General features: G+C 59.6%; 17 protein-coding genes. 8 read left to right on the forward strand and 9 right to left on the reverse strand.

What is annotated here, in order from left to right:
* Window positions 1-39 precede the first annotated feature (39 nt).
* The 3 genes from ACWNRM_RS06925 to ACWNRM_RS06935 all read left to right on the forward strand — a co-directional run bounded on the left by ACWNRM_RS06925 (window position 40) and on the right by ACWNRM_RS06935 (window position 3,392).
* Window positions 40-210: a hypothetical protein gene (locus ACWNRM_RS06925; RefSeq protein WP_485170132.1), complete on the forward strand. Its 171-nt coding sequence runs from the start codon at window positions 40-42 to the stop codon at window positions 208-210.
* An 85-nt stretch (window positions 211-295) separates the two neighbouring features.
* Window positions 296-1,978, forward strand: a complete 1,683-nt coding sequence (locus tag ACWNRM_RS06930; RefSeq protein ID WP_485170131.1) for a phospholipase C — start codon at window positions 296-298, stop codon at window positions 1,976-1,978.
* Between the two features lie 109 nt (window positions 1,979-2,087).
* The gene (locus tag ACWNRM_RS06935; protein WP_485170130.1) at window positions 2,088-3,392 is read left to right on the forward strand and encodes a cytochrome-c peroxidase; all 1,305 of its coding nucleotides are present in this window, start codon (window positions 2,088-2,090) and stop codon (window positions 3,390-3,392) included.
* Window positions 3,393-3,413: 21 nt separating this feature from the next.
* Here ACWNRM_RS06935 and ACWNRM_RS06940 read toward each other — a convergent pair whose 3' ends face one another.
* The gene (locus ACWNRM_RS06940) at window positions 3,414-4,364 is read right to left on the reverse strand and encodes an SPFH domain-containing protein (protein WP_485170129.1); all 951 of its coding nucleotides are present in this window, start codon (window positions 4,362-4,364) and stop codon (window positions 3,414-3,416) included.
* 193 nt (window positions 4,365-4,557) lie between these two features.
* On the opposite strand from ACWNRM_RS06940, the gene ACWNRM_RS06945 reads away from it, so the two are divergent.
* Window positions 4,558-5,628: a cobalt-precorrin-5B (C(1))-methyltransferase gene (locus ACWNRM_RS06945; RefSeq protein ID WP_485170128.1), complete on the forward strand. Its 1,071-nt coding sequence runs from the start codon at window positions 4,558-4,560 to the stop codon at window positions 5,626-5,628.
* 190 nt (window positions 5,629-5,818) lie between these two features.
* Entirely contained in the window at window positions 5,819-8,242 is a 2,424-nt protein-coding gene (locus tag ACWNRM_RS06950; protein ID WP_485170127.1) for a TonB-dependent receptor domain-containing protein, read from the forward strand.
* A gap of 11 nt (window positions 8,243-8,253) precedes the next feature.
* On the opposite strand, the gene ACWNRM_RS06955 is transcribed toward ACWNRM_RS06950, so the two are convergent.
* The 8 genes from ACWNRM_RS06955 to ACWNRM_RS06990 all read right to left on the reverse strand — a co-directional run bounded on the left by ACWNRM_RS06955 (window position 8,254) and on the right by ACWNRM_RS06990 (window position 17,900).
* A complete protein-coding gene (locus ACWNRM_RS06955; RefSeq protein WP_485170126.1) occupies window positions 8,254-9,276 on the reverse strand; it encodes an L-idonate 5-dehydrogenase in 1,023 nt (340 codons plus the stop codon).
* Between the two features lie 99 nt (window positions 9,277-9,375).
* Window positions 9,376-11,766, reverse strand: a complete 2,391-nt coding sequence (locus ACWNRM_RS06960; protein ID WP_485172181.1) for a TonB-dependent receptor — start codon at window positions 11,764-11,766, stop codon at window positions 9,376-9,378.
* 284 nt (window positions 11,767-12,050) lie between these two features.
* Window positions 12,051-12,194: a hypothetical protein gene (locus ACWNRM_RS06965; RefSeq protein ID WP_023979983.1), complete on the reverse strand. Its 144-nt coding sequence runs from the start codon at window positions 12,192-12,194 to the stop codon at window positions 12,051-12,053.
* A gap of 143 nt (window positions 12,195-12,337) precedes the next feature.
* Complete coding sequence (locus ACWNRM_RS06970) at window positions 12,338-13,534, reverse strand: anhydro-N-acetylmuramic acid kinase (protein WP_485170124.1); 1,197 nt, start codon at window positions 13,532-13,534, stop codon at window positions 12,338-12,340.
* Window positions 13,531-14,475, reverse strand: a complete 945-nt coding sequence (locus ACWNRM_RS06975) for an N-acetylmuramic acid 6-phosphate etherase (protein ID WP_485170123.1) — start codon at window positions 14,473-14,475, stop codon at window positions 13,531-13,533. Before ACWNRM_RS06975 ends, ACWNRM_RS06970 begins: the two co-directional genes overlap by 4 nt.
* Complete coding sequence (locus tag ACWNRM_RS06980) at window positions 14,468-16,027, reverse strand: sodium:solute symporter (protein ID WP_485170122.1); 1,560 nt, start codon at window positions 16,025-16,027, stop codon at window positions 14,468-14,470. The genes ACWNRM_RS06975 and ACWNRM_RS06980 overlap by 8 nt, the downstream gene beginning before the upstream one ends.
* 128 nt (window positions 16,028-16,155) lie before the next feature.
* The gene (locus tag ACWNRM_RS06985; RefSeq protein ID WP_485170121.1) at window positions 16,156-16,872 is read right to left on the reverse strand and encodes an acetolactate decarboxylase; all 717 of its coding nucleotides are present in this window, start codon (window positions 16,870-16,872) and stop codon (window positions 16,156-16,158) included.
* Between the two features lie 68 nt (window positions 16,873-16,940).
* Complete coding sequence (locus ACWNRM_RS06990; protein ID WP_485170120.1) at window positions 16,941-17,900, reverse strand: glutaminase; 960 nt, start codon at window positions 17,898-17,900, stop codon at window positions 16,941-16,943.
* Window positions 17,901-18,279: 379 nt separating this feature from the next.
* Between ACWNRM_RS06990 and mntR the strand changes: the two genes are divergently transcribed.
* The 3 genes from mntR to ACWNRM_RS07005 all read left to right on the forward strand — a co-directional run bounded on the left by mntR (window position 18,280) and on the right by ACWNRM_RS07005 (window position 23,045).
* Window positions 18,280-18,732: a manganese-binding transcriptional regulator MntR gene (mntR, locus tag ACWNRM_RS06995; protein WP_485170200.1), complete on the forward strand. Its 453-nt coding sequence runs from the start codon at window positions 18,280-18,282 to the stop codon at window positions 18,730-18,732.
* A gap of 448 nt (window positions 18,733-19,180) precedes the next feature.
* Window positions 19,181-20,566 (forward strand): Nramp family divalent metal transporter, encoded by a 1,386-nt coding sequence (locus ACWNRM_RS07000; protein ID WP_485170119.1) that lies wholly within the window; start codon window positions 19,181-19,183, stop codon window positions 20,564-20,566.
* Between the two features lie 259 nt (window positions 20,567-20,825).
* Entirely contained in the window at window positions 20,826-23,045 is a 2,220-nt protein-coding gene (locus ACWNRM_RS07005) for a TonB-dependent receptor (RefSeq protein ID WP_485170118.1), read from the forward strand.
* Window positions 23,046-23,065 lie beyond the last annotated feature (20 nt).

Consider the following 23,065-nt stretch of genomic DNA (forward strand, 5'->3'; position numbering starts at 1 on the left):
CGCCGTAACCCGGCACTCTTCTGGAAAAGGAGCAGGTCAATGGAACTTCAGCTTCAGCACGACAGATTCTCAGCCCCTTCAGATCGCTGGCGCCAGACGCTGGTTGCGGCATGGCGGGAGCACCGTCTGACAGCCATTTCCATGCAATCGCGTCGCGGCGCGCTCATGGCTCTGGATGAAGAGCCCCTGCGAGAGGATGACCAGACCTGAGGCGCAATCCGCCTTACATCCGGTCCCACGTTTCAGACAAGAGGCCGCTTCTCTCCTCGCCACACAGATGTTATCGCCGTTGACCATGATTCGTCCGACACGTTCTCTCGCCGTTGCCCTTCTCGCCCTGACCTGCCTGAGCCCTAGCCTTGTTGCGAAACCAGCACAGGCACAGACCGCCAATGATGCGGCAGCAGGATTCCAGACCAGGACACCCATCAAGCATGTGGTTGTCATTTTTGACGAAAACGTTTCCTTCGATCATTATTTCGCCACCTATCCCCAGGCAGCCAATCTGGAGGGGGAGCCGATCTTTCTACCGCAGCTTGGCACACCGCCTGCCAATACCCTTCTGCGCGCCAATCTTCTGACCCATAACCCCAACACCAACCCGGCGAATGGTGCGGACGCAGCACTGCCTTTCCGGCTGGACCGGACGCAGGCCAGCACGGCCGACCAGAATCACGGCTACACGGCCGAGCAGATGGCCTATAATGGCGGCAAGGCCGACCTGTTCCCGCTCCATACCGGCAGGGCCTCACCCGGCGGTGTCGGGGCTTTTGCCACGCGGGGGCAGGTCATGGGCTATTTTGATGGGAACACAGTAACAGCACTCTGGCGCTACGCACAGCGTTTCGCCATGAGCGACAATGCCTTTACCGACACCTATGGCCCCTCCACGCCCGGCGCGCTTGAAATCGTCTCGGGTCAGACCAATGGGTTGCATATTACGGCCTCGTCGCAGCAGCCTTCAACGGTCAAGGCCGTCTCGCCGTTCATCAATGACGGTCAGGGCAGTATGACCATGATCAACGATATCGACCCCAGTGGGGATGTCTGTTCGCTTCCCGGTGAGCAGGTCTGGATGGAAGGCCGCAATATCGGTGATCTGCTGACGGCAAAAGGCGTAAGCTGGGGCGGCTTCATGGCCGGGTTCGACCTGTCTGCCCGCAACCGCAACGGGACAACCGGGTGCCAGCGCGCCACCTATTCGAGCATCGTCGCCCAGACAGTGGTGGATTACATTCCTCATCACAACTGGTTCCAGTATTATCCCTCCACCGCCAATCCCAAACATCTGCGCCCTTCGGGTGTTGCGGCCATTGGACAGACGCTTGGCATGGACGGCAGGACGAAAGACCCCGCCAACCACCAGTATGATCTTGAGGATTTCATCACCGCCACACGGGCCGGTCATATGCCTGCGGTATCGTTCCTCAAACTTCCCGCCTTTCAGGATGCCCATGCGGGCTATTCCAACCCGCTGGACGAGCAGGAAGGCGTGGTGCGTCTTGTCAATTTCATCCAGTCCCGTCCTGAATGGAAAGACACGGCCATCATCATTGCCTATGATGACTCCGATGGCTGGTATGACCATACCTTCGTCAAACCCGAGCACAGCTCTCATGATCCGCAGGCCGATCAGCTGGATGGCCCCGGCCAGTGCGGCAACGCGCCTGCCCCAGCCGGGTTGAAGGGCAAACCGGTCAACGGGCGATGCGGTCCGGGCACGAGGACGCCGCTTCTGGTTCTCTCCCCTTGGGCACGCCGTAATGCGATTGACCATACCCTGCTGACCCAGAGTTCAGTCCTGCGCTTCATCGAAAATAACTGGCTTGCCGGGGCGCGCCTTGGTGGCGGGTCATTCGATCAGGACGCGAACGACCTCGATACGCTGTTCGACTTCAAGGGACAGCCCGACCTGTCGCCGCTCTATCTCGCCCCAAGAGACGGCTCGATCCTGCATGATGCGCCGACGGTCTTCTGAAAAATCGCCTGCACCCACTGCATCCCGCACTGACGCACCAAGGCCTTTGCAAGGCTGGCGTGCCCGTCTGATCAAGCGGGTTTTTCCGCTTTGGATCGGGGCCGTCTGGATGCTGGGATGTCATCCCGGTCTGGCCCTTGCCACCCCGCAAAGCGCCGCACCTGAATGCAGCATCCGTGCCGATGGCAGCAATCCCTGCCCTGTCACACTGCTGCGTCCGGTAACAGCGCCCCTTTCCGCGATGGCCCGACTGGGCCGCGATCTGTTCAACGACCCCAAACTCTCGGGGTCGGGGCAGCTTTCCTGCGCTTCCTGCCATGTGCCAAAGGCTCATTACGCGCCCGATGATGACCGTGTGTTTGCCCGCGGTGGACGGACGATGCAGGCTGCCGGCGTGAGGGCGGTACCGTCTCTCACCTATCGGGAGCGCCAGCCGCCCTTCAGTGTCGGGCCGGATGATGCCACCAGTGAGGCCGCACCCGCCGCTCCTGCGCAGGCAGGCCCGGATGCGCCGCACGCGGCCAAATCTGCAGGCAACACGGCGGCCTCTGCCCTGGCCCTCGTGCCTCAGGGCGGATTGTTCTGGGACGGCCGGGCCGATACGCTACAGGCGCAGGCAGCAGGACCCCTTTTCGATCCGCGCGAAATGGCCGCCACGCAGGCTGATGTCGTTCAGCGCCTGCGTCATGCACCCTACACGAATTCTTTGATGGCGCTGGTCGGTGGCTCAGCCTCCGATGACATGCTGGTCGCAGAGGCCCTCTTTGCCCTTGCCCGGTACCAGATCGAGTCCCCCGGCTTTCACCCTTACTCCAGCCGCTATGATGCCTGGCTTGAGGGCAAGGCGCGTCTGACACCTCATGAAGCCGAGGGTCTGACACTCTTCAATAATCCGGAAAAGGGAAATTGCGCCGCCTGTCATCTCAGCACGGTCGATGCGGAGGGGCGACCACCGCTTTTTACCGATCATCAATACGAGGCCCTAGCCGCGCCACGACAGAAACTCGCCTTGCCCGGCAGTGTGGATCTGGGCCTGTGCGCTGCCGGGCGGACCGATATCGGCGCCGCTTCCGGCTATTGCGGGTTCTTTCGCACCCCCTCACTGCGCAACAGCGCCACGCGTCGGCATTTTTTCCATAATGGCGTGTTCACCTCCCTGCGTGAGGTGATGGATTTCTATGTGCTGCGCGATATCGAGCCCGCGCGCTTCTATCCTCGCAACAGAGACGGAACGGTCGCCCTTTATGACGATCTGCCCAGGCAATACCGCGCCAATATCGACAGGAATGACGCGCCTTTCGGGCCGCGTGACAAACCTGCCCTGACGGAGGCCGAACGCGACAGGATTGTGGATTTTCTCGACACCCTGACCGACGCCCCTGATGACGGTCAGGGACACCCCACACCCCCCTGAGCCGCATCTGTCACGCGCAGATCAGACGTTTGATGAGACGAACTGCCCTGACGTGGCCGCAGCGATCTGCCCGACATTCATGTCGGTTGGAACAAAGATAACGGTTGCCTTGCCCGAGCGGCTGGCGGTCACCACCATATCGGCCTGATTGACATTCTGCATGAGGGTCAGGATCGCCTCTTCACTCACACCCGGCACGCTCTGGCGGAACAGCTCTGCCGCCTCGGCAAACCCCGCTGCTATCGCCTTGCGTTCATTGGCGATACCCTCACCCTGCAGCTTCTTGCTCTCGGCCTCGGCGCGGGCAATACCGACGCGCCGCACCATTTCAGCCTCGGCTTCAGCCTGCGCAGCGTCCTTGCGCGCAATGGCGGCCAGCTTGTTGTTCATGGCCTCCTGAATCTCGCGCGGTGGCATGGGCTGCTCGATCGTAACGCCATGGATATCGAGACCCGATTCAAGGGCATCGGCTACCTGATCGGCAATGACGCGGCGGGCAATCTCGTTGCGTTGCGAGTAGAGCGCGGCCAGCGTCATAGTGGACGCAATCTGCCGGATTTCATTCTCTACCCGAAAGACCAGACGCTTGACGGGCTGCGATACCTTGTAGGCGTAGTTGAACACGGCCTCGCTATCATCACGGACACTGTAAAGCAGCACCCAGCGTATCTCGATGAACACGTCATCGAGCGTCTTGACCTCTGAAGAGGTCTCTACCTGCATCTGCTGGAGGGACACCTTGTACGAAACGCGTGTCAGCAACGGAATACGGAAGTGAAGGCCGCTTTCGAGAAGCTTGCGCTGCGGCTTGCCGAGAAACTCGGTGACGTAAACCATCCGCCCCGGCACGATCATGATCCCGCCGAACAACAGACAGAAGACAAGGAAGAGAGCGAGAACCACAACAATGGTGAGAAGAACGGGTGCGGGAATGGTCAGTGTTTCCTTCTTGCAGGAGAAGCCCCCAACCATAGCCGTGTTATCCAGCTAATACAGAGAGAATTGTTACGTCCGCATTGTTGAGCGCACCAGACAAGACGTGCGCCTTTCCGTTGCCGTCGGTCTGCCATGCCGCACTGGCGGCGCGGGGCCGTCTATGTAAAGAACACACAGACCTGCAACAGGAGGTATGTCCTCCCCCGCAATGAGAGGAGCCAACGCCGTCATGACGCAAGCCACGGCCCTGCGTCGCGGATGGACAACCGGAAGCTGCGCTACGGCAGCAGCCAAGGCAGCCTGGTCTCTGCTGCGGCACGATATCTGCCCCGACCCGGTGACGATCAGCCTGCCCGGCGGCAAGGAAGCCTGTTTTGCGCTCAACGGGCATGGGAAAGACGGCCGAACCGCATGGGCCAGTGTGATCAAGGATGCCGGTGACGACCCGGATGTAACCCATGGTGCCATAATGCGCGTGACGGTAGAGCAAGCCTCTGCGGGCACGGGTGTCACGTTTCGCGCTGGCGAAGGCGTTGGCACCATCACCCAGCCCGGCCTGCCCCTGCCGCCGGGGGAGCCCGCCATCAACCCGGTGCCCCGACAGATGATCCGCTCAGCGCTCCTGCAGGTCACACCAGAAGGGGCGGATGCCATCGTGACGGTCTCAATTGCCGATGGTGAGGCGCTGGCCATACAGACGCTGAATGCTCGCCTTGGCATCATTGGCGGTCTCTCCGTTCTGGGAACGACCGGCATTGTCATACCCTATTCCTGCTCGGCCTGGATCCATTCGATCCATCGCGGCATCGATGTCGCACGCGCTCTCAATCTCCCCCATATCGTGGCGAGCACCGGTGCGACCTCGGAAAATGCTGCGCGGTTGCGCTACGGAGTAAGCGAGGCCGCCCTCATCGAGATGGGTGATTTTGCGGGTGGTTTGCTGAAATATCTCCATCGGCATCCGGTGCCGCGCCTGACCCTCGCTGGCGGTATCGCGAAGATGACCAAGCTGGCTGAGGGCCATCTCGATCTGCATTCCAGCCGCACCCTGGCCAATCCGGCCGCACTGCGCAGCATTGCCGCGCCTTTGGGCTTATCCGCCTCCCGCATGGCACAACTCGACGCAGCCAAGACCATCGCGCAGGGCTACGCCGCCCTCGCTGATGAAAGGCTGGGCAACCTCATTGCCGAAGCGGCCTGCGCCACCGCCCGCAAAACGCTTGATTATCCAGACTGTGAAATCGGGGTGCTGGTGGTGGACAGGCAAGGCCTGATTGTCGGTGCCAGCGAGAGAGCGTGACGCAGGCGCACTTGCCTGAGACCCCGGCACGAACCTGGAAATTTGGTGACTTCCCGTAACGAAAAGCGATTGACCATTTCGATATCGTCATTTTATCGTAATTAGAAAGAAACTGATTACGGAAAAAGCGATCATGCGTCGATGGAAAGTGATGATACCAGACAACAGACTCCGTTCTGGCACTTTCCTCATGGTATTCATATCTCTCGGCTACAATCCTTCTCTTGTCATGGCCGCGTCTCACGCCAGCCAGAAGGCGGAAAAATCCGTTTCGGCACGTAAGAAGACACCCGGAACGGCCAGAAAGACTGCTGCCCTGGCCGTCCCTGCGCAGAAAGAGTCGATCTCTGTCAGCGGCAAGCGCCTGCGCAGCCATGCTGCCGAAGTCGCGATCTCGCGCAGCGTCATGGATCGTTTCATTCCCGGCACGAACCCGATGCAGGTCCTTTCTCTCACTACACCGGGGGCCAATTTCACGTCGTCCGATGCTTTCGGCCTCGATACCGCCGCCAATACCTTTTACGTGCGCGGCTTCACGCAGACACAGATCGGCGCAACGCTTGACGGCATACCGCTCGGCACGCAGGGCTTTACCAACCAGAACGGCGTATCGATCACCCAGGCCATGATTCAGGATGATCTGGCGGGGATGACCATCTCGCAGGGCGCAGGCTCACTTGATACGTTCTCGGGGCAGCTTTTGGGCGCCGCCATGACGTACACATCCTCCGACCCTGCGGACAAGGCCGGCGGTCGGGTGAGTCAGAGCTTTGGCAGTTATAACGCCTTTCGCACCTATGGAAGGGCCGATAGCGGCATCCTCAACCCGAGCGGTACGAAATTCTATGCGTCCTTTGCCCGCACCGAGAGCAAACTCTGGAAGGGCGAAGGCTATCAGCGCGAATTACAGGCCGATGCCAAACTCGTGCAGCCTGTGGGAGACCACGGCAAGATCACCGGGTTCTTCGGGTTCGGCAATTTCACCCAGGCCAATTATCTGAGCCTGACGAAAAACATGTGGGAGCGTCTCGGGCGCGATACCACCTACCTCAAACCCGATTACGAGAAGGCGAAGCTCTGGGCCTATTATGCCCAGTTCACCGATGATGTGCCGCCCGGCTATGAGGGCGTTCTCTCCAACAGCGAGGTAGGGAATTACGCATGGGATGGCTCCCAGATCCAGCGTAGCTACCTGTCCTCGGTCAACGGTCATTTCGATATCTCTACGCGCCTGCATTCTGACACGGTGGCCTATGGCAATGTGGCCAGCGGCGTTTATGGCGGCACGAATAATTTCGTGACGTCACCAAGCTACGGTGTGCCCATGCTTCTGGCGGATGGTACGGTGAGTGGTGTTCCCATGGCGCTGCAAAGGGCCCATGCCGGCATGCAGCGCATCGGCTTTACGCAGAAGCTTTCCTACGAAGCGCCGCATCATAATCTCGTCGAGGGTGGGCTGTGGTATGAAAACAATCGCTGGATCTACAACGCACGCCTGTACGAGGACACCCCAACCAGCGCCCACAACATGATGTCCGACCTCAGGAAGGGAACAGGGGCCACGTGGTTCGAGAACACTTATAACTCGAACAGTTTCCAGTTCTTCCTGCAGGATCGCTGGACCATCATCAGGGGTATGACACTGCTGGCGGGTTTCAAATCACTCACCCAGACCACGCATGGCGGCACGAAAAATGACTATACGCAGCGCCTCAAGGCTGAGGGCTGGAACACCTATTATCGACGCCCTGCCAGTGGCTCCCTGACGGCATCAGGCGCCTTCCTGCCCCATTTCAGCTTCGATTATCATTTCCTCGATCATCATGAGATCTACTGGGATATTGCCGAAAACCTGCGCGCCTATGACTACTACTCGCAGGTCGCTTCCGGCACAGCCTGGGGCGGGCTCGGCAATGCCTCGCAGCCCGCGCAACAGGTGTTTGACGCGAACAAGAAAATTCTCAAGCCCGAGCGGACATGGAATTACGTCGTGGGCTACCGCTACGACACCAGTTTTTTCACCGGTACAGTCGACTACTATCATACAGATTACTATAATCGTCTGGCTTCGATCACCGAAGGCACATCGAACAACACGCGCAATGCCTATATGAATGTCGGCCGCGAAACCATGGATGGGGTCGATATCCTCGGTGCCATCCGTCCGGTCAAGGGGCTCGAAATCACCAACAGCTTCAGCTGGAACAATGCGCGCTATCAGGGAACGGGCATCAATTACGGCGGTCAGATCTATAGCCTGAAGGGCAAGCGTCAGGTGTATTATCCAGCCTATATGTACAAGGCCAATCTGGCCTACACATGGCGTGCGACACAGTTCAATTTCAACGTGAACTATATCAGCTCACGACCCATGACATTTCTCAATGATCTGAGCATTCCGTCCTACTGGCTCGCCAATCTGACTCTTGCTCATGATTTCGGCCGCATTGGCTTTGCCGAGCATTTCAAGGCAAGCTTTGGCGTCACCAACCTCTTTGACAAGAATTACATCGGTGGCGTGTATGGCGCGGCATCGGTATCGGGCGATAACAACAGCAATCTCTTTGTCGCATCGCCAAGGCAGTTCATCGGGTCGATCGCCGCAGCCTTCTGACGGGATCAAGCCTAGAGCGTGAGCAGCACTTTCATGGCCTCCTTGCGGTTCGAGGCCAGATCGAATGCTTCTTCCGCTCTCTCAAGCGCGAAGCGGTGCGTGACGAGGGCCGAGAGGTCGGCCCTGCCGCTATCGATGAGTTCGACTGCAAGGGAAAACTCCTCACGAAAACGGAATGACCCCACCCAGTTCAGCTCGCCCGTCACGATACGACTTTGCGGCAGAGTCACATCATCACCAAGACCAAGCTGAACGATCGTCCCGCAAGGGCTCATCAGATTGATACCATTTCTGAGCGCCTGCTCATTGCCTGAGCACTCGATCATCACATCCACCTGCCCCTTGAGCGCCGCCAGCGCATCAGGCTCTTCCCGCCCGTTGATCACCTCATCTGCGCCAGCCTTGCGCGCTATTGCGAGCGGCTCGGAGAGGATATCGGTCACGATCACCCGCCTCGCACCATTCAGCCGGGCGGCAACCGCCACGAGCGTTCCGATCGGCCCTGCCCCCGTGATCAGCACCTTTTTGCCAAGCAGTGCGCCCGCCCGTCTGACAGCGTGGAGCGCAACGGCGAAGGGCTCGGCCAAGGCGAGATCGGCCGGTGATTTGTGATGCCCCCTGACGCATTGAACGGCCTTGCAGACAAGGTCCCGCCTGAAGGCACCATCCACATGCGGGTTGCGCATGGCACTGCCATAAAACCGCATATCGGTGCAGTGATTGGACAGTCCCGCCAGACACATGGCGCAATGGCCACAGGCCAGACCCGGATTGACGGCCACGACATCACCGATTTCGAGCCCCTGCACATCCGGGGCCTTTTGCGCAATGCGTCCAGCCACTTCATGACCGAGCACCATCTTGTGCCTGATGCGCACCGCGCCAAAGCCGCCGTGATGATAGTAATGCAGGTCCGATCCGCAGATACCCCCTGCCTCGACCCGCACCATGACTTCACCGGCCTGGAGGGGCTGCGTCTCGAATGTCTCAAGGCGCAGATCATGGGGCGCGTGGATAATGAGAGCCTGGCTCATGGGTCGGAACAGCCTTTCGCAGTGATTGCCAAAAGAAAGGCTGCGACGCGCTGCATGTTCCGCATGCAGGCTCTCACATCGCCGTGTTCCGTCTGCCTTTCACTCGAAGGTAGCAGACACGGTCGCGATGGCTGCAAAGCCGGTCCCTACGGCATAGGCGGGCTGAGACCCGACAAGCGTCTTGCCCCCCAGCCCCTTGATCCGGCTCGCAGCGCTCGGCGTGAAACCCGTGATGGATGACAGATAATGCACATCGCCGATGTTCATCAGGCTGAGCATCGCCTTGGGTCTTACATGCCCGAAGCGGGGCAGATAACGGCCGATCGAGGCATCGGCCGTGAAATAGGACGGGATGCCCTGATCGTTCATGAGGGTTGAATACTGGGAGTCGGAGTAACGGAAATTAAAATTGCCGAACGTCGTGCCGTCATCGAAGGTCAGTCCGAGCGCTCCGAGAAATTTGGGAGAAGCCACCTCCTGCTTCCCCTTGGTGGGCAGGATATCGCCCATATAGGCGATATTATTGCCGATACGGGTGTGCATGTACTGACCCGAGGCATAGGCGCTGAAATGATGCCAGGGACGGGTCGAAAGCTCAGCCTGCACGCCCTGCGCTGATTCACCCCCGGCATCGATAGGCTGCGAGGTGAGGATGCTAGTCCCAGGAATATAGGAGACAGAACTGATCTGGTGATGGGTCAGATTGTAGTTGAAGCCCGCCACACTCAGCATGACCGGCCCATAATGCCGGAAGCCAATTTCCTCGCCAATCATGTATTCGGGCGTGAAATTTGCCAGAGGCTGCGTGACAGGTACGGGCGTCGTGAAGGTATAGACCGGCACCTGCGCCTGAAACGATGAGGGGGCGCGATAACCTGTGGTGCCGTTCACATAGATCTGGTTATCGGGGTCGATCTGATAGCTGATGAGCACCTGCGGCGCAGGGATGAACATGTTCTTGGTCGATTTGTACGGGGTCGATCCGGGCAGATCTTCAGTGAACTGGCGCGAGATCATATTGGCGCGCAAACCCGCATCAATGGTCAGGCGGTCATGAAACAGCTTAATCTGATCTTCGATGCCGAGCGCGTTGAGCTGCTGGAAGCCGTTGATGTCATACTGGGTGACCGCTTTTCCACCCACAGTCAGATAGCCGTTATTCTGCGTGTACTGCCCCATGGCATTGACCGGATAATGGTTCTGGAACTCGGTATGCACGGCATAGGAATACCAGTAGGAAAATTTCAGCGTATTGATGCCACGGTGCCAGGCAGCGATCATGTTCAGCCCGCTTGAGGTTTGTACCCAGGGGTGAATGCTGATGGCCGTGATCGTGCCGGATTGCGGCGTATAGCCATCCAGAACAGCATATTTCTCGGTACCCCGATACCCGTTCGTCACAGGGATATTCGCGCCATAATTATTGGGACCATAAGTCTCGACGGCGTAAGGCTGGGCATCAAGCGACCAGCCGCTCCCCAGATCGAAATGATTCTTGATGGTGCCGACCACGGCATTGGTGGCCTTGGTATTCAACTTGTAATACAGCGTGTCTCCCGGTGTATACTGACCATGCGTATTATAGCCCGTACCATATTGATGCCATTGCGCGAGATTGGGATAGACCCACTCCGTCTGGTTTGCATAATTATAACCGAAAATCACCTCTGAGCTGCTTTTGGCCGTCCAGTGTTTCAAAAGCGCTGCGTCCAGATGCCAGCGATAGAGACTTCCGGGGCCACGCCACAGATTACCGCTGGAATACGAGCCGGAAACGAAACCAGTCACACCACTATGGCCCAGCTCGCCCGTATCGACGCGTACAAATTCCTTGTTGGTGCTGTGCGTTCCACCTGAGCCTTCGGCGTATAGAGCGAAATGGTCCGAGGGATGACGCAGGCTCATGGTCATCTGGGCGCCATCGGCATTATAGGTTGGCGCCGTAAGGTCCGATGATCCCTGGCTGACCGAGACATTCGCCAGATCCTCGTTATCCACCATCGCCGATGTATAGGCGCTATAGGTGAAAGGATCAGCCAGTGGCATGCCTTCATAGATCATGCCGATCTGGGTCTGGTCGAGACCACGGATATGAATTGTCTCCGAGCTCGTGCTGAGCGGTCCCTCGTTATTACCCTGTACGCCCGGCAGGCTGGAGACCAGCACGCCCGGATTGACCAGCGGCGACTGCCTCGCGATATATTCCTGCGTCACCGTACTGATCGAACGCGCAACGGTCTGCCGCGCCATCAAGCCGCCCCCCAGAACGGCACGACGCCCAGAGACTCTGACGTTTTCATCCTGTCCCTTTACCGACTCATGCCGTTTGGCCCGGCTTGCCGCAGGCCGTATGCCTGAACTGACGGGCATGCCCTTATGCGCCGAATGGGGGGCATGATGCACAGCCCAGGCGGGTCGCGGCGGAAGCAGGGCCACAAGAGCGCCAGACGCGAGCAGAGAAGCCATTTTGCAGGAAATAGGACGCGACATAACCCGGTTCCGATACTGTGACGGCATGCGTGTCGTTACGCTTGCGATATCGGGCGGCACTTTGTGCGAGGGGTTCCCGCGTATCAAACTATAGTTTGATGACTATTTTTGGTCTGATTTGTTAATATTTCAGCAACGTGAATTTCTACTGACAATAGCGAGAAATCATCGCATCTCCGGTCCTATGACCTAAGGCACGGCCAGAGTTGCGCCGCTGATCATGGAGACCGGCTGAAGCAAGGCCGGCAGCCTGCGCGAACGCCGGCCAGCCGGGAAATGCAGGGTCAGTTGCAGGTGTGCAGGACCGATTTTGCGCTCGTCACCTGATAGGAGGTGGCCGTCGGATCATTGGCGCAGGCCGCATGATCGATCCCGTTACAGGAAGTGAGAGCGAGTGCGCCCACCAGAAATGCCATCAATTTGCCCATGCTCGTTCCATCCTTTGCTACAGGTCATCAACGCACCAGCCTGCACAGAGTGTCAATCGGGGTCAGTCATGATCCGCATCACGCCTTGGGGATGGCCGGAGTGGCACGATGAAAGAACGCGCAGCCCCACCCCCGAAACACCTTCAGCGGGCGAACGCCCCTCCAAGAACCGACGAGGACACGAGCGCTGAACAACTCAGCCTGCCCCCCGAGCCGAAACCGGGCGCCCCTGTGATACCGGGCGATGAGAGCGGCAAGCCGCGCAAGCTGCGCATGGCGAGAAAGGCAAAGCACTCGGCTTCGACCATATCACCATTCCACCCTAGCGCTTCCACCGGCGCGACAGTGCCCGGCAAAGTCTGGCCTAGCGCCTGCATGATCGACGGATTGTGACGCCCGCCTCCGCACACGAACCAGCCACTCGGCACCTCCGGCAGGGCGCTCTGGGCGATACTGCGAACCGTGAAGGCCACAAGGGTCGCCGCGCCATCCTCTGCCGCCAGTCCCGACACGCGCTCCAGCGCCATCGCAAAAGCCTGCCGATCCAGCGATTTGGGCAGGGGCCGTGCAAAGAACGGGTCGGCCATCAGACCGGCCAGAATAGCCTGATCGACCCGCCCCGCACGTGCCAGAGCGCCATCCCGGTCGCACGCCACGCCTGTATGGCGCAGGGCCCAGTCATCAAGCAGCGCGTTCCCCGGGCCAGTGTCGCCTGCCAGAATGGTCCCATCCGCCCCGACGAAGGTGATATTGGCCACACCGCCGATATTGAGGATCGCCACTGGCCCCTGCATATCGCCCAGACAGGCCGCATGATACCAGGGTGCCAAAGGGGCGCCCTGCCCGCCTGCCGCGACATCGGCCGAACGAAAATCATGGATGACCGGCAGCCCGGTCAGATAAGACAGACGAGAGGCATCGCCCATCTGCCATGTCCGCCCCCGTTCCGGCGCGTGATACAGTGTCTGGCCATGAAACCCGACAAGATCGGCCGCGCCTTCCTGCTCCAGCACCTGCAGCACGGCCCGCACATGGGCGTCGGTCAGATCGCGCTCGACCGCCCTGAATTCTTCCGGCAGGGCTTCGGGCGTCTCACCGGCAAAGGCGGCTGCCCGGCCGAACAAGGCATAAACACGCTCACGCAATGAGGCATCATAGGGCAGGCTGAGCGCAGCGCCGCGATACCGTACGCTCACGCCATCCGTCTCGATCAGGGCAGCATCCACCCCATCGAGCGATGTACCGCTCATCAGCCCGATCACGCGCAGGAATCTGCCCGTGCCTTCAAATCTGCCGTTATGACCCGTTGGGGGCCCGTCATCCTGTCGGGACGGGATCATGAATCGGTCTCTGCCTTGCGCCCCAGTATCGCATGCAGATCACCCCCATGCACCCTCAGGGCAAGTTCGGCCTCTTCGAGCGTCATGCCGTGACGGAGCAGCACAGCGCGTTTGACGTTGCCGTCGGCCTGTTTCAGCGCATTCCCGATCTCCGCGTCAGTTCCCCCGGCAATGCGGCGCACCATGCCGATCGCACGCCGTGCCAGCTTGGCGTTGGTGACACGCATATCCACCATCAACCCCTGATAGACATGCCCGAGACGAATCATGAGTGTGGTCGAAAGCAGGTTGAGCGCTGCTTTCTGCGCCGTCCCTGCCTTGAGCCGTGTCGAGCCCGCGACCGCTTCGGCGCCTGTTGGCAGCGCAATGCCAAGTTCGGCCTCACGCAGCAGGCGTCCCTCCGCCACGCAGCTTATCCCGATGGTAAGCGCCCCCTTGCTGCGCGCGAAGCCAAGCGCCGCGCAGCTGTAAGGCGTGTTGCCACTCGCCGCGATGCCAAACACCACGTCATCGGGCCCTACATGATTGGCGTCCATCTCCGCACAGGCCGCCTGCTCATCATCTTCGGCACCCTCGGCGGCCTGCGATACGGCGGCACTGCCTCCTGCCAGCAGCATCACCAGCTTTTCAGGCGGCCAACCATAGGTGGGGGTCAGTTCCACCCCGTCCTGCATACCCACCCGGCCCGCCGTGCCGGCACCGACATAAAAGAGCCTTCCTCCCCGCCGTAAACGCGGCAGGGCCGCCTCAACGACCGCTTCAAGCGATGGAACAGCCGCCCGGACAAGCGCCGTGGCCGCCAGCTGCGCTTCAGCCAGCGCATCGAGGATCGTAGCCGTTGGCCAAAGCTCGATCGTGGCGTAGCGCGGGTCCTGCTGCTCCGTCTGGAGTTTCTCCACAGCGTGCTTCTGCGGAAGGATATCTGACGGTGTTTCAGTCACGTTGGGGCTCCTGACTGGCGGCTTTTGGGCAAGCGGCGCGCTGTCCCGCCAAAGCGCGATACAGTCCCGCTGCGCCAAGGTGAAACAGGATGCCCAGTGGCACAAGCCATGAAAAGGCAATCGCGATACCACGCAACTGGCCAACGATCAGTACCAGCGCCATGCAAGCAAGGGATGCGACATATCCCGCCATGACCGCCCGCGCCCCGAGGCCGGGCAAAAAAAGTGCGCAGAGAAACGCCCCCAGTGTTGGCCCATAGGACCACCCGGCGATGGTAAGCCCCAGAACAACCGCCGATTTGCTTCCCATCGTGAACAGGGCCGCCCCGACAAGCAGCACAGCCCCCCATAAAAGGGTCATGAAGCGTGGCGCAGAGAGCGGGCCGGGCCGATAGCCGATATGGTGCATCGCCTGTTCGATCCAGCGACGGGGTCTCGGACCGAAATCAGTCAGGCTTGCCCCGGCCATGGCGTTGAGCGTGGAAGAGAGCGACCCCATCGTGGCGCTCAGTACCCCGGCCATGAGCAGACCGGCAATTCCGGCGGGTAACGCCTCAATCATGAAATGAGGAAAAAGCGCGTCGGAAGACATCATATGATCCGCAGCAAGGCTGCGCCCTGCGCGGGCAACCCAGAGCTGAACCCCGAGAAGGGAGAGAAGCCCGAACAGGGCCGCCACCACAACAGCGCTGCCAATCAGGGCCATGCGGGCCTCCCGCAATGAACGCGCTGCCAGAATACGCTGCACCATGAGCTGGTCTGTGCCGTGAGAAGCAATGGAGAGCACAGCCCCGCCAAAAAGGGAGGCGGCGAGGGTGAAGGGGTCACCCAGCCAGTTCTGTGCGGTCAGGGGATGAAAGACCGCGAGCTTGCCCGCCTGTACCGCCGTGGACCAGCCCTGCCCTGCTGCACCAGATCCCGGCGCGCCATGCCCTGCCATGCCGAGCCAGACATACACCACGCAAAACACCGCCCCAAACCCGTAAATGCCAAGCTGGATCGCGTCTGACCACACAACCGCACGAAGTCCGCCAAGAATTGTGTAGAACAACGTGAAAACCAGAATGGCGGACAGGACGCCCCAGCGGCCCACAGGCAGCCCGCTTTGTGTGAACAGCCAGACGATGGGCAGCGCGCCGGCAAGCAGGCGGATACTCTCGGCCATGAAACGCGTGACCAGAAATGCACTGGACGCCAGGCGCTGCATGGGTGCCCCGTAACGGGCGCCCAGTACGGTGTAGGCGCTCGTCATCGAGCCCTCGACATAACGCGGCAGAAACCACAGGGCGACCAGGCCACGCCCGATGAAATATCCCCCGGCAATACCGAGGAAAACCATTCCCTGCGTATAGCCGATACCCGGGATGCTGATGAATGTCAGGGTCGATGTCTCGGTCGCCACAAGGGAGAGACACAGGGCCCACCATGGCAGGTCATGATGCGCAGAGAGGAAATCCCGCGACGAGCCTACAGAGCGGCGGCTGACACGCCAGACCAGGAAAGATAGCCCTGCGAAATAGAGCAGGATGACAAGACGATCGAGCGGATGCATGGCGTCAGACCTGGCAGAAAAGCGAATAGGTGCCCATGATGGCGAAGAACACTATCATGGCAAGCACACGGCCTGAGCATTTCACCAGTTCGGCCTGTCCGGCCCTGCATCCTGTGACCCGAAACGGGTTATTTCTCGATACGGTGGATCATGTCATCGAGCTTGCTTGTATCAATGATTCGATTCCGGAACGAGTCGCTCTGCGGGTTGGTAATCTCGATGGTCGGCTTTTCCTCCGCGCTGAGCGTTGCATGACTGGAGGCAAATTCCAGCACATGCCCGCTTATCTGGTGCTCATCGTCGAGAAAATGGAAATGAAAGCCGGGAACCGAAATACGACCGAACAAACCGGGCGTCCAGAAACCGATCAATCGGCCCCGTATCCCCTCGAACCTGTCCACTTTCTGGCTTGCGGCAACAGTCTCGACATCGCGATGCTGATCGCTCTCACCTGCGGCCCGATGGGGGCGGCGAAGCACGAGATGGTCGAACAGCCCCGTCACGCTGACCGCCATGAAGACATTATCGGGCGCGATCAGGGTGCAAAGCCTGTCATAGGCCGTCTCATGGGTGATGTTCTCGACCTCGACCTGAAGCTGAGGCCGAAACGCCGTTATCTGCACGAAAGGAACCGCGTCGTGCTGCGGCAACTCATGCAGGGGCTCGCCCGCCGTTGCTTCATAAACACGCCCTTCGCAGATCGTGAGTTCGCCATTGAGCTCGGCAGAACAGCCGAGACCGAACCCGGTCTCGTGGCAGGCGCATAGCGATGCGATTTTCTGCTCAGCCTGCAGATGTCCGGCCATCAGGGCCCCGATGGTTGAAAACTGGGTAATACGGCTCATGACGGTAACTCTCCTTCCATTCTTCAACACCACTGCGCAGCGTCATCCTGTCAGACCTAACGCATTAATCAGGGAATAGTCTGAACCGAGAGGGGGAACGGGTTGAACACCGACCAGCCGGTTCGCTGCACCAAACGCTCAAGCGCGAGCGTTCCCAGCAGGGAATTTCCCTGGCTGTTCAGCCCCGGCGACCACACGGCCACCGAAGCAAGCCCGGGCGCGATGGCCAGAATACCGCCGCCCACGCCGGATTTGCCCGGCAGCCCCACCCGAATGGCAAAGGCACCAGACCCGTCATAATGGCCGCACATCATCATGAGGGCCATGGTGGTACGGGCATCGGGCACAGAAGTGATCATCCGCCCCGAGCGCAGATCCACCCCGCCCGTCATGAGGTAACAACCGATCTCAGCCAGTTGAAGGCACGACATGGTAAGCGCGCATTGGTGAAAATACAGATCGAGCGTGTCCTCGATCGGATTTCTGATATTGCCGAAAGTACGCATGTAATTGGCGAGGGCGGCATTGCGAAACCCCGTATCGCGCTCCTGACGGGCCATGTTCTCATCGATATGCAGCCCCTGTGGCGCGCCGGACTGCGAAAGCGCAAAATCGAGCAACGCCTGACGCGCACCCAGACGACCCAGCCGGGAGACCAGAATATCGGAAATGACGATGGCCCCGGCATTGATGAACGGATTGCGGGGAATACCGTGCTCGCTCTCCAGCTGGACAATCGAGTTGAAGGCACTTCCCGAAGGTTCCTGACGCACGCGGCTCCAGAGTTCACTTCCCTCAAGCGTAAGGGCGAGGGTCAGGCCAAATACCTTGGAAAGACTCTGGATCGAGAAGGCTTCATCCGCATCGCCCGCCACATGGGCGGTGCCCCCGGCGTCAATGACCGCTATACCGAATTTGGCAGGATCGACGCAGGCAAGCGGCGGGATGTAATCGGCCACATGGCCACGCTCGGTGATCATCTGCATGTCACGCGCGATTTCGGCAACGATGCTGTCGAGATCGGCCATATCCTGTCCTTCCTGCCTTTTCCTGTTCTGTCGTGGGGTCCACATTAGTCGCGAGACATCGGCCCTTCATCACCCGGTCCAAACAGCCGGCTGAGGCCAGAGACATGACATGCACGCGGGCGGCGCACAATGCCGGATCAGGCAGGGAGCAGTCAGGCACCGTGACGTGATGACGGGGGGCTACGGCCCTATGACGCCGCCTGTTTTTGGGCTGTGCCCTATGGGCGCCACGGTTGAGCTTGCCCGCCTAATCTGCGATGAGAAACCCATGAATGGCGGCAAGACACGATCGGGCAAGGATGCAGGCGGAAAGGCGGATGTAAAGCCGGGCGAGAAGGCGTTTGCCTTGCCGGGTCTGCCTGATAGCGGCGCAGGTGACATGACCCTGCCCGATATCGACACGCAGTCCGAAGGCTTTCGCCTCAATCGGGCGGCGCGGCGCAATGCCCTGATAGAAGACTATGTGGAGCTCATTGCCGATCTTCTGGCTGAAGGCCATGAGGCGAGGCAGGTGGATATCGCAACCCGCCTGGGGGTTTCACAGCCAACAGTCGCCAAGATGCTTACCCGCCTTGCCAATGAGGGCTACGTGCATCGCCGCCCCTATCGGGGCGTGTTCCTGACCGAAATGGGGCAGGATGTTGCCAATCAGGCCAAGAACCGTCACCAGATCGTCGAGAATTTTCTCCGGGCTCTGGGTATCAGCGAAGAGACGGTGCGGGTCGATGCAGAGGGGATCGAGCATTATGTCAGTGACGAGACCCTGGCCGCTTTCCACAAGGCTCTGGAAGCAGGTCTGATCGCTTTCATGACGCCATCCCCCCGGTCCTGACCACGCTTTCTGGCAACCCTGTAACAGGAACGCGGTAGCGCCAGCGCTCCAGCCATCTCATGCGTGTCTTCACCGCCTGCGGCAGCCTTGGGCGGCAGATCGGCTGAACGAACATTCTCCCCCTTCTGCAGTCCGCGCGTCGCTCGCAGTGCAACCGCCCTGACACGGTAGAGAAACCCTGCCTTTCGTCTGGGGAATATAGTGAACTGACAACGTCCCCTACCGGACGACATCGCTTCGCCCGCCGCGTATCCCTTCTATTCTGCCTGTCTCCTCCCAATGACGAAGCTGCGTGATCAGTCCAGACGTCGCAGCTCGCAGTCTCATCAACCCTCGCTGAAATGACCGGTCAACTTCGCGCCATCAGGACCGTTAGCGTCCATAAAACTGATCACTCGTGAATATAGTATATTGCATATTTCTAAGCCTTGGGTTTGAGTAACGCATCATGTCCTCTCTTCCACCTGCTCGCGGGACGCATCCCAACCCGGCTCCTCCCGGGCCCAAAGCCCGGCGGTTCGTCCGTGCACTGGGCAGTGAGGGACAAAGCCTGCCGGAAGTCTTCTCATCCGTGCGTCTTGCGCCGGAAGGGTCGGGCTGGATACGTCGTTTCCTCTCCTTCGTCGGTCCGGGCTACATGGTGGCTGTGGGCTATATGGACCCTGGCAACTGGGCGACCGATCTGCAGGGTGGCGCGCAGTTCGGCTACACGCTGCTTTCGGTCATCATGATCTCCAACCTGATGGCCATTCTCCTTCAGGCCCTTGCAGCGCGTCTGGGTATCGTGACCGGACGCGATCTGGCGCAGGCCTGTCGTGAACACTTTCCGCCCGCTCTCAATCTCGTGCTCTGGCTCACATGCGAACTTGCGATCATTGCCTGCGATCTGGCCGAGGTGATCGGCACGGCCGTGGCCCTGCAACTCCTGTTCCATATTCCGCTACTGGCAGGCGCGCTGATTTCGGCCTTTGACGCGCTGATCGTCCTGTTTTTGATGAATCGGGGCTTCCGCTACCTGGAAGCCTTCATCATCGCGCTTCTGAGCATCATTGCCCTGTGTTTCACAGCACAGATCGTGGCGGCAGCCCCCCCTGTGGCAGAAGTGCTGGCCGGTTTCATCCCACGGGCTGAAATCGTCACGCATCCCGCCATGCTTTATATCGCGATCGGCATCATCGGCGCGACGGTCATGCCCCATAATCTCTACCTGCACTCATCCATCGTGCAGACCCGTGATTACCCGCGTACCGAGAACGGACGGCGTGAGGCCCTTCGCTGGGCGACACTCGACAGCAGCGTGGCGCTGATGCTGGCGCTCTTCATCAACGCCGCCATCCTGATTGTTTCGGCCGCCGCTTTTCACAATACCGGCCATCAGGACGTGGCAGAAATCGAGGACGCCTATCGCCTGCTCTCGCCCATTCTGGGCATGGGCATGGCCTCGACCCTGTTTGCGGTCGCGCTTCTTGCTGCGGGCACGAACTCGACAGTTACCGGCACACTTGCCGGACAGATCGTCATGGAGGGCTTCCTCCAGCTTGGCCTGCCCCATTGGGCCCGGCGCCTCGTCACACGTGGCCTCGCCATTCTGCCCGTCGTGGTGGTCACGGCGCTCTATGGCAATCATGGCGTGGGCACGTTGCTTATTTTCAGTCAGGTTGTCCTGTCCCTGCAGCTACCCTTTGCTGTCATCCCACTCGTGATGTTCGTCTCTGACAAGCGCAAGATGGGTCAATTCACGATTGGCACACCCATGAAGCTGCTCTCCTGGGGCGTCGCTGGCGTGATCCTGCTGCTCAACTTCAAGCTACTCTACGATACGCTCATGAGCTGATCCCCGCACTTTCCGCCGCGTCTTGGCTCAGCCTGCAACACGGCGGACCATGACGCCTCGGCAATCCCGCATCTTACCGCTTCCTTTCATCTTCTGGCCTCTCAACCCTGTTCAGGACCTTTTCATGCCTCGTCTCGGATTTGGAATTAGCAAATGCTATAATAATGAGCATATGGGATTCAGTAGAGCACTCACTCATAATTCAGGCTTTTTTTGTCGCCCTGCGTTCTGGCTTAGCCTGCCGACGGCCCTCTTTCTTATGTCGGGGACAACCCTTGCCGATCCCTTGCAAAAATCCCCATTGGCATCACCGCCTGAACCGCCTGCGCATCGGGATCGCGCGGTACCGTCTGCCACGAATGCAGGCCGCCAATCTGTCGCAACGTCGAAGGACAGGGCAAAGCCGTCGAAAGCAGGCAGCGAGCCTGCCGTGGCAAATGCCGCCCCTCCCCCGCATCCGGAGGAGATTACTGTCACTGCCCATATGGATCAGGCCCGTGGCCGTCTCGCACCGGGGTTGGGGGCGGTTGCCTATGGCATTGACCAGCGGCAGATACAGGTCACACCGGGTGGTGAAAACGCCGCGTTCAGCCAGATCCTGCTCCGGCTCCCCGGTGTCGTGATGGACAGCTATGGCGAGGTGCATGTGCGTGGCGAGCATGGTGGCCTCACCTATCGCGTGAATGGGGTCCTGTTGCCTGAGGGGCTGAACGGTTTCGGGCAGGAACTCGACAGTCGTATCATCCGGTCGGTGGACCTGCTGACAGGCACGCTACCCGCCCAGTTCGGTTTTCGCACATCGGGCGTCATCGACGTCAAGACCAAGAGTGGCGCAACGCTCAAGGAGAATCAGGTCTCGCTCTATGGCGGGAGCTACAACACGTTCATTCCGTCGCTGCAACTGGGGGGATCGAAGGGCCGGTGGGACTACTTCGTGACGGCCTCATACAACCGCAATGACATCGGCATTGAAAACCCGACGAACAGCTTTCGCGCCACCCATGACACGACCCAGCAGGGCAAGGCCTTCGGTTATGCCGCCTATCAGATTGACGATGAAAGCCGGCTGAGTTTCCTGACCAGCGCTTCCTACGCCGATTTCGAGCTGCCCAACACAACCGCCCTGCCCATTCTCTATCAGTCCTCCACCATTGCGCCCGATGATCCGGACATCCAGTCGCGCCTTTTGCGCGACGGTCAGAGCGAGCAGAATTATTATGCCGTGATGTCCTACCAGCGCAGCACAGAGAAATCGAACCTGCAGATCTCGCCCTATTTCCGCTACGGACGCATCGACTATCGCAATGACCCCAGCAGGGATCTCGCTTTTTCAGGCATATCGCAGCACGAAGTGAATGATTTCACCACGGGCGGTCTGCAAATCGACAATTCCTATGATATCACCCCCCATCACGTGCTGCGCTTTGGCCTGCTCGCGCAATACACGGCCGAGACGCTCGATACCGACACGCTGGCCTTTCCTGTTGATGAGACCGGTGCCCAAAGCACGATCGACCCGAGGCGCATCATCGATCATAGCGGAAACTGGGCCGTCGAGGCCGGGGCCTATATCCAGGATGAATTTCACATCACGCCGCGCCTGACGTTCAATTACGGGTTGCGTTATGACCGCTTTGCCTCGTCCTTCCATAGTGAGGGACAGGTCAGCCCGCGCGCCAACATGGTCTGGAAAGCCAGCCCCTCGACCACAATACATTTCGGCTATTCCCGTTACTTCGCGCCACCCTCGCCGCAATACATATCGGATGCGACACTCCAGAAATTCGCGGGCACGACCAATGCGCCCGATACGATGCTCAACACACCCACACGGGTTGAGAAATCCCATTACGTCGATGTCGGTGTTCTCCAGCATGTCACGCGCGACTATCAGATCACGATCGATGCATTTGGCAAATGGGCACATGACCAGGGCGATCTGGGGCAGTTCGGGCGCGCGGTCATTCTTGCGCCATTCAGTTATCGCCGCGGCCGCGTTTACGGGGCGGAAATCGGCAATTCATGGCGTCACGGAGGTTGGTCGGTCTATGGCAATTTCTCCTTCGTCAAGACCTGGGCGAAGGACATCAATTCGGCGCAATATCAGTTCGAGACAGCAGAACTGGCCTATATCCAACGCCACGGCATACAGCTCGATCACCAAGGCGAATTCACCTCCTCAGCCGGGGTTTCCTATGCCAATAAGCACGATATGGCCTATCTCGATTTCATGTATGGCTACGGTCTGCGCAGCGGCTTTGCCAATCTTGAGAAGCAGCCCGCCTACGCCATTTTCAACATCGGCTACGCCCATACCTTCACGAGGGTGCCGGTTGGTCATTCCCTCAAGGTCAGAGCCGATGTGGTCAATCTGTTCGACCATCGTTACCAGCTGCGCGACGGCAGCGGTGTAGGCGTCACCCAGGCCCAGTACGGCCAGCGGCGGGGCATGTTCTTCTCCATGGTCAGCAGTTTCTGAACCAACGGGCAACGCCGGGG

Source organism: Asaia sp. A2 (assembly GCF_057319415.1).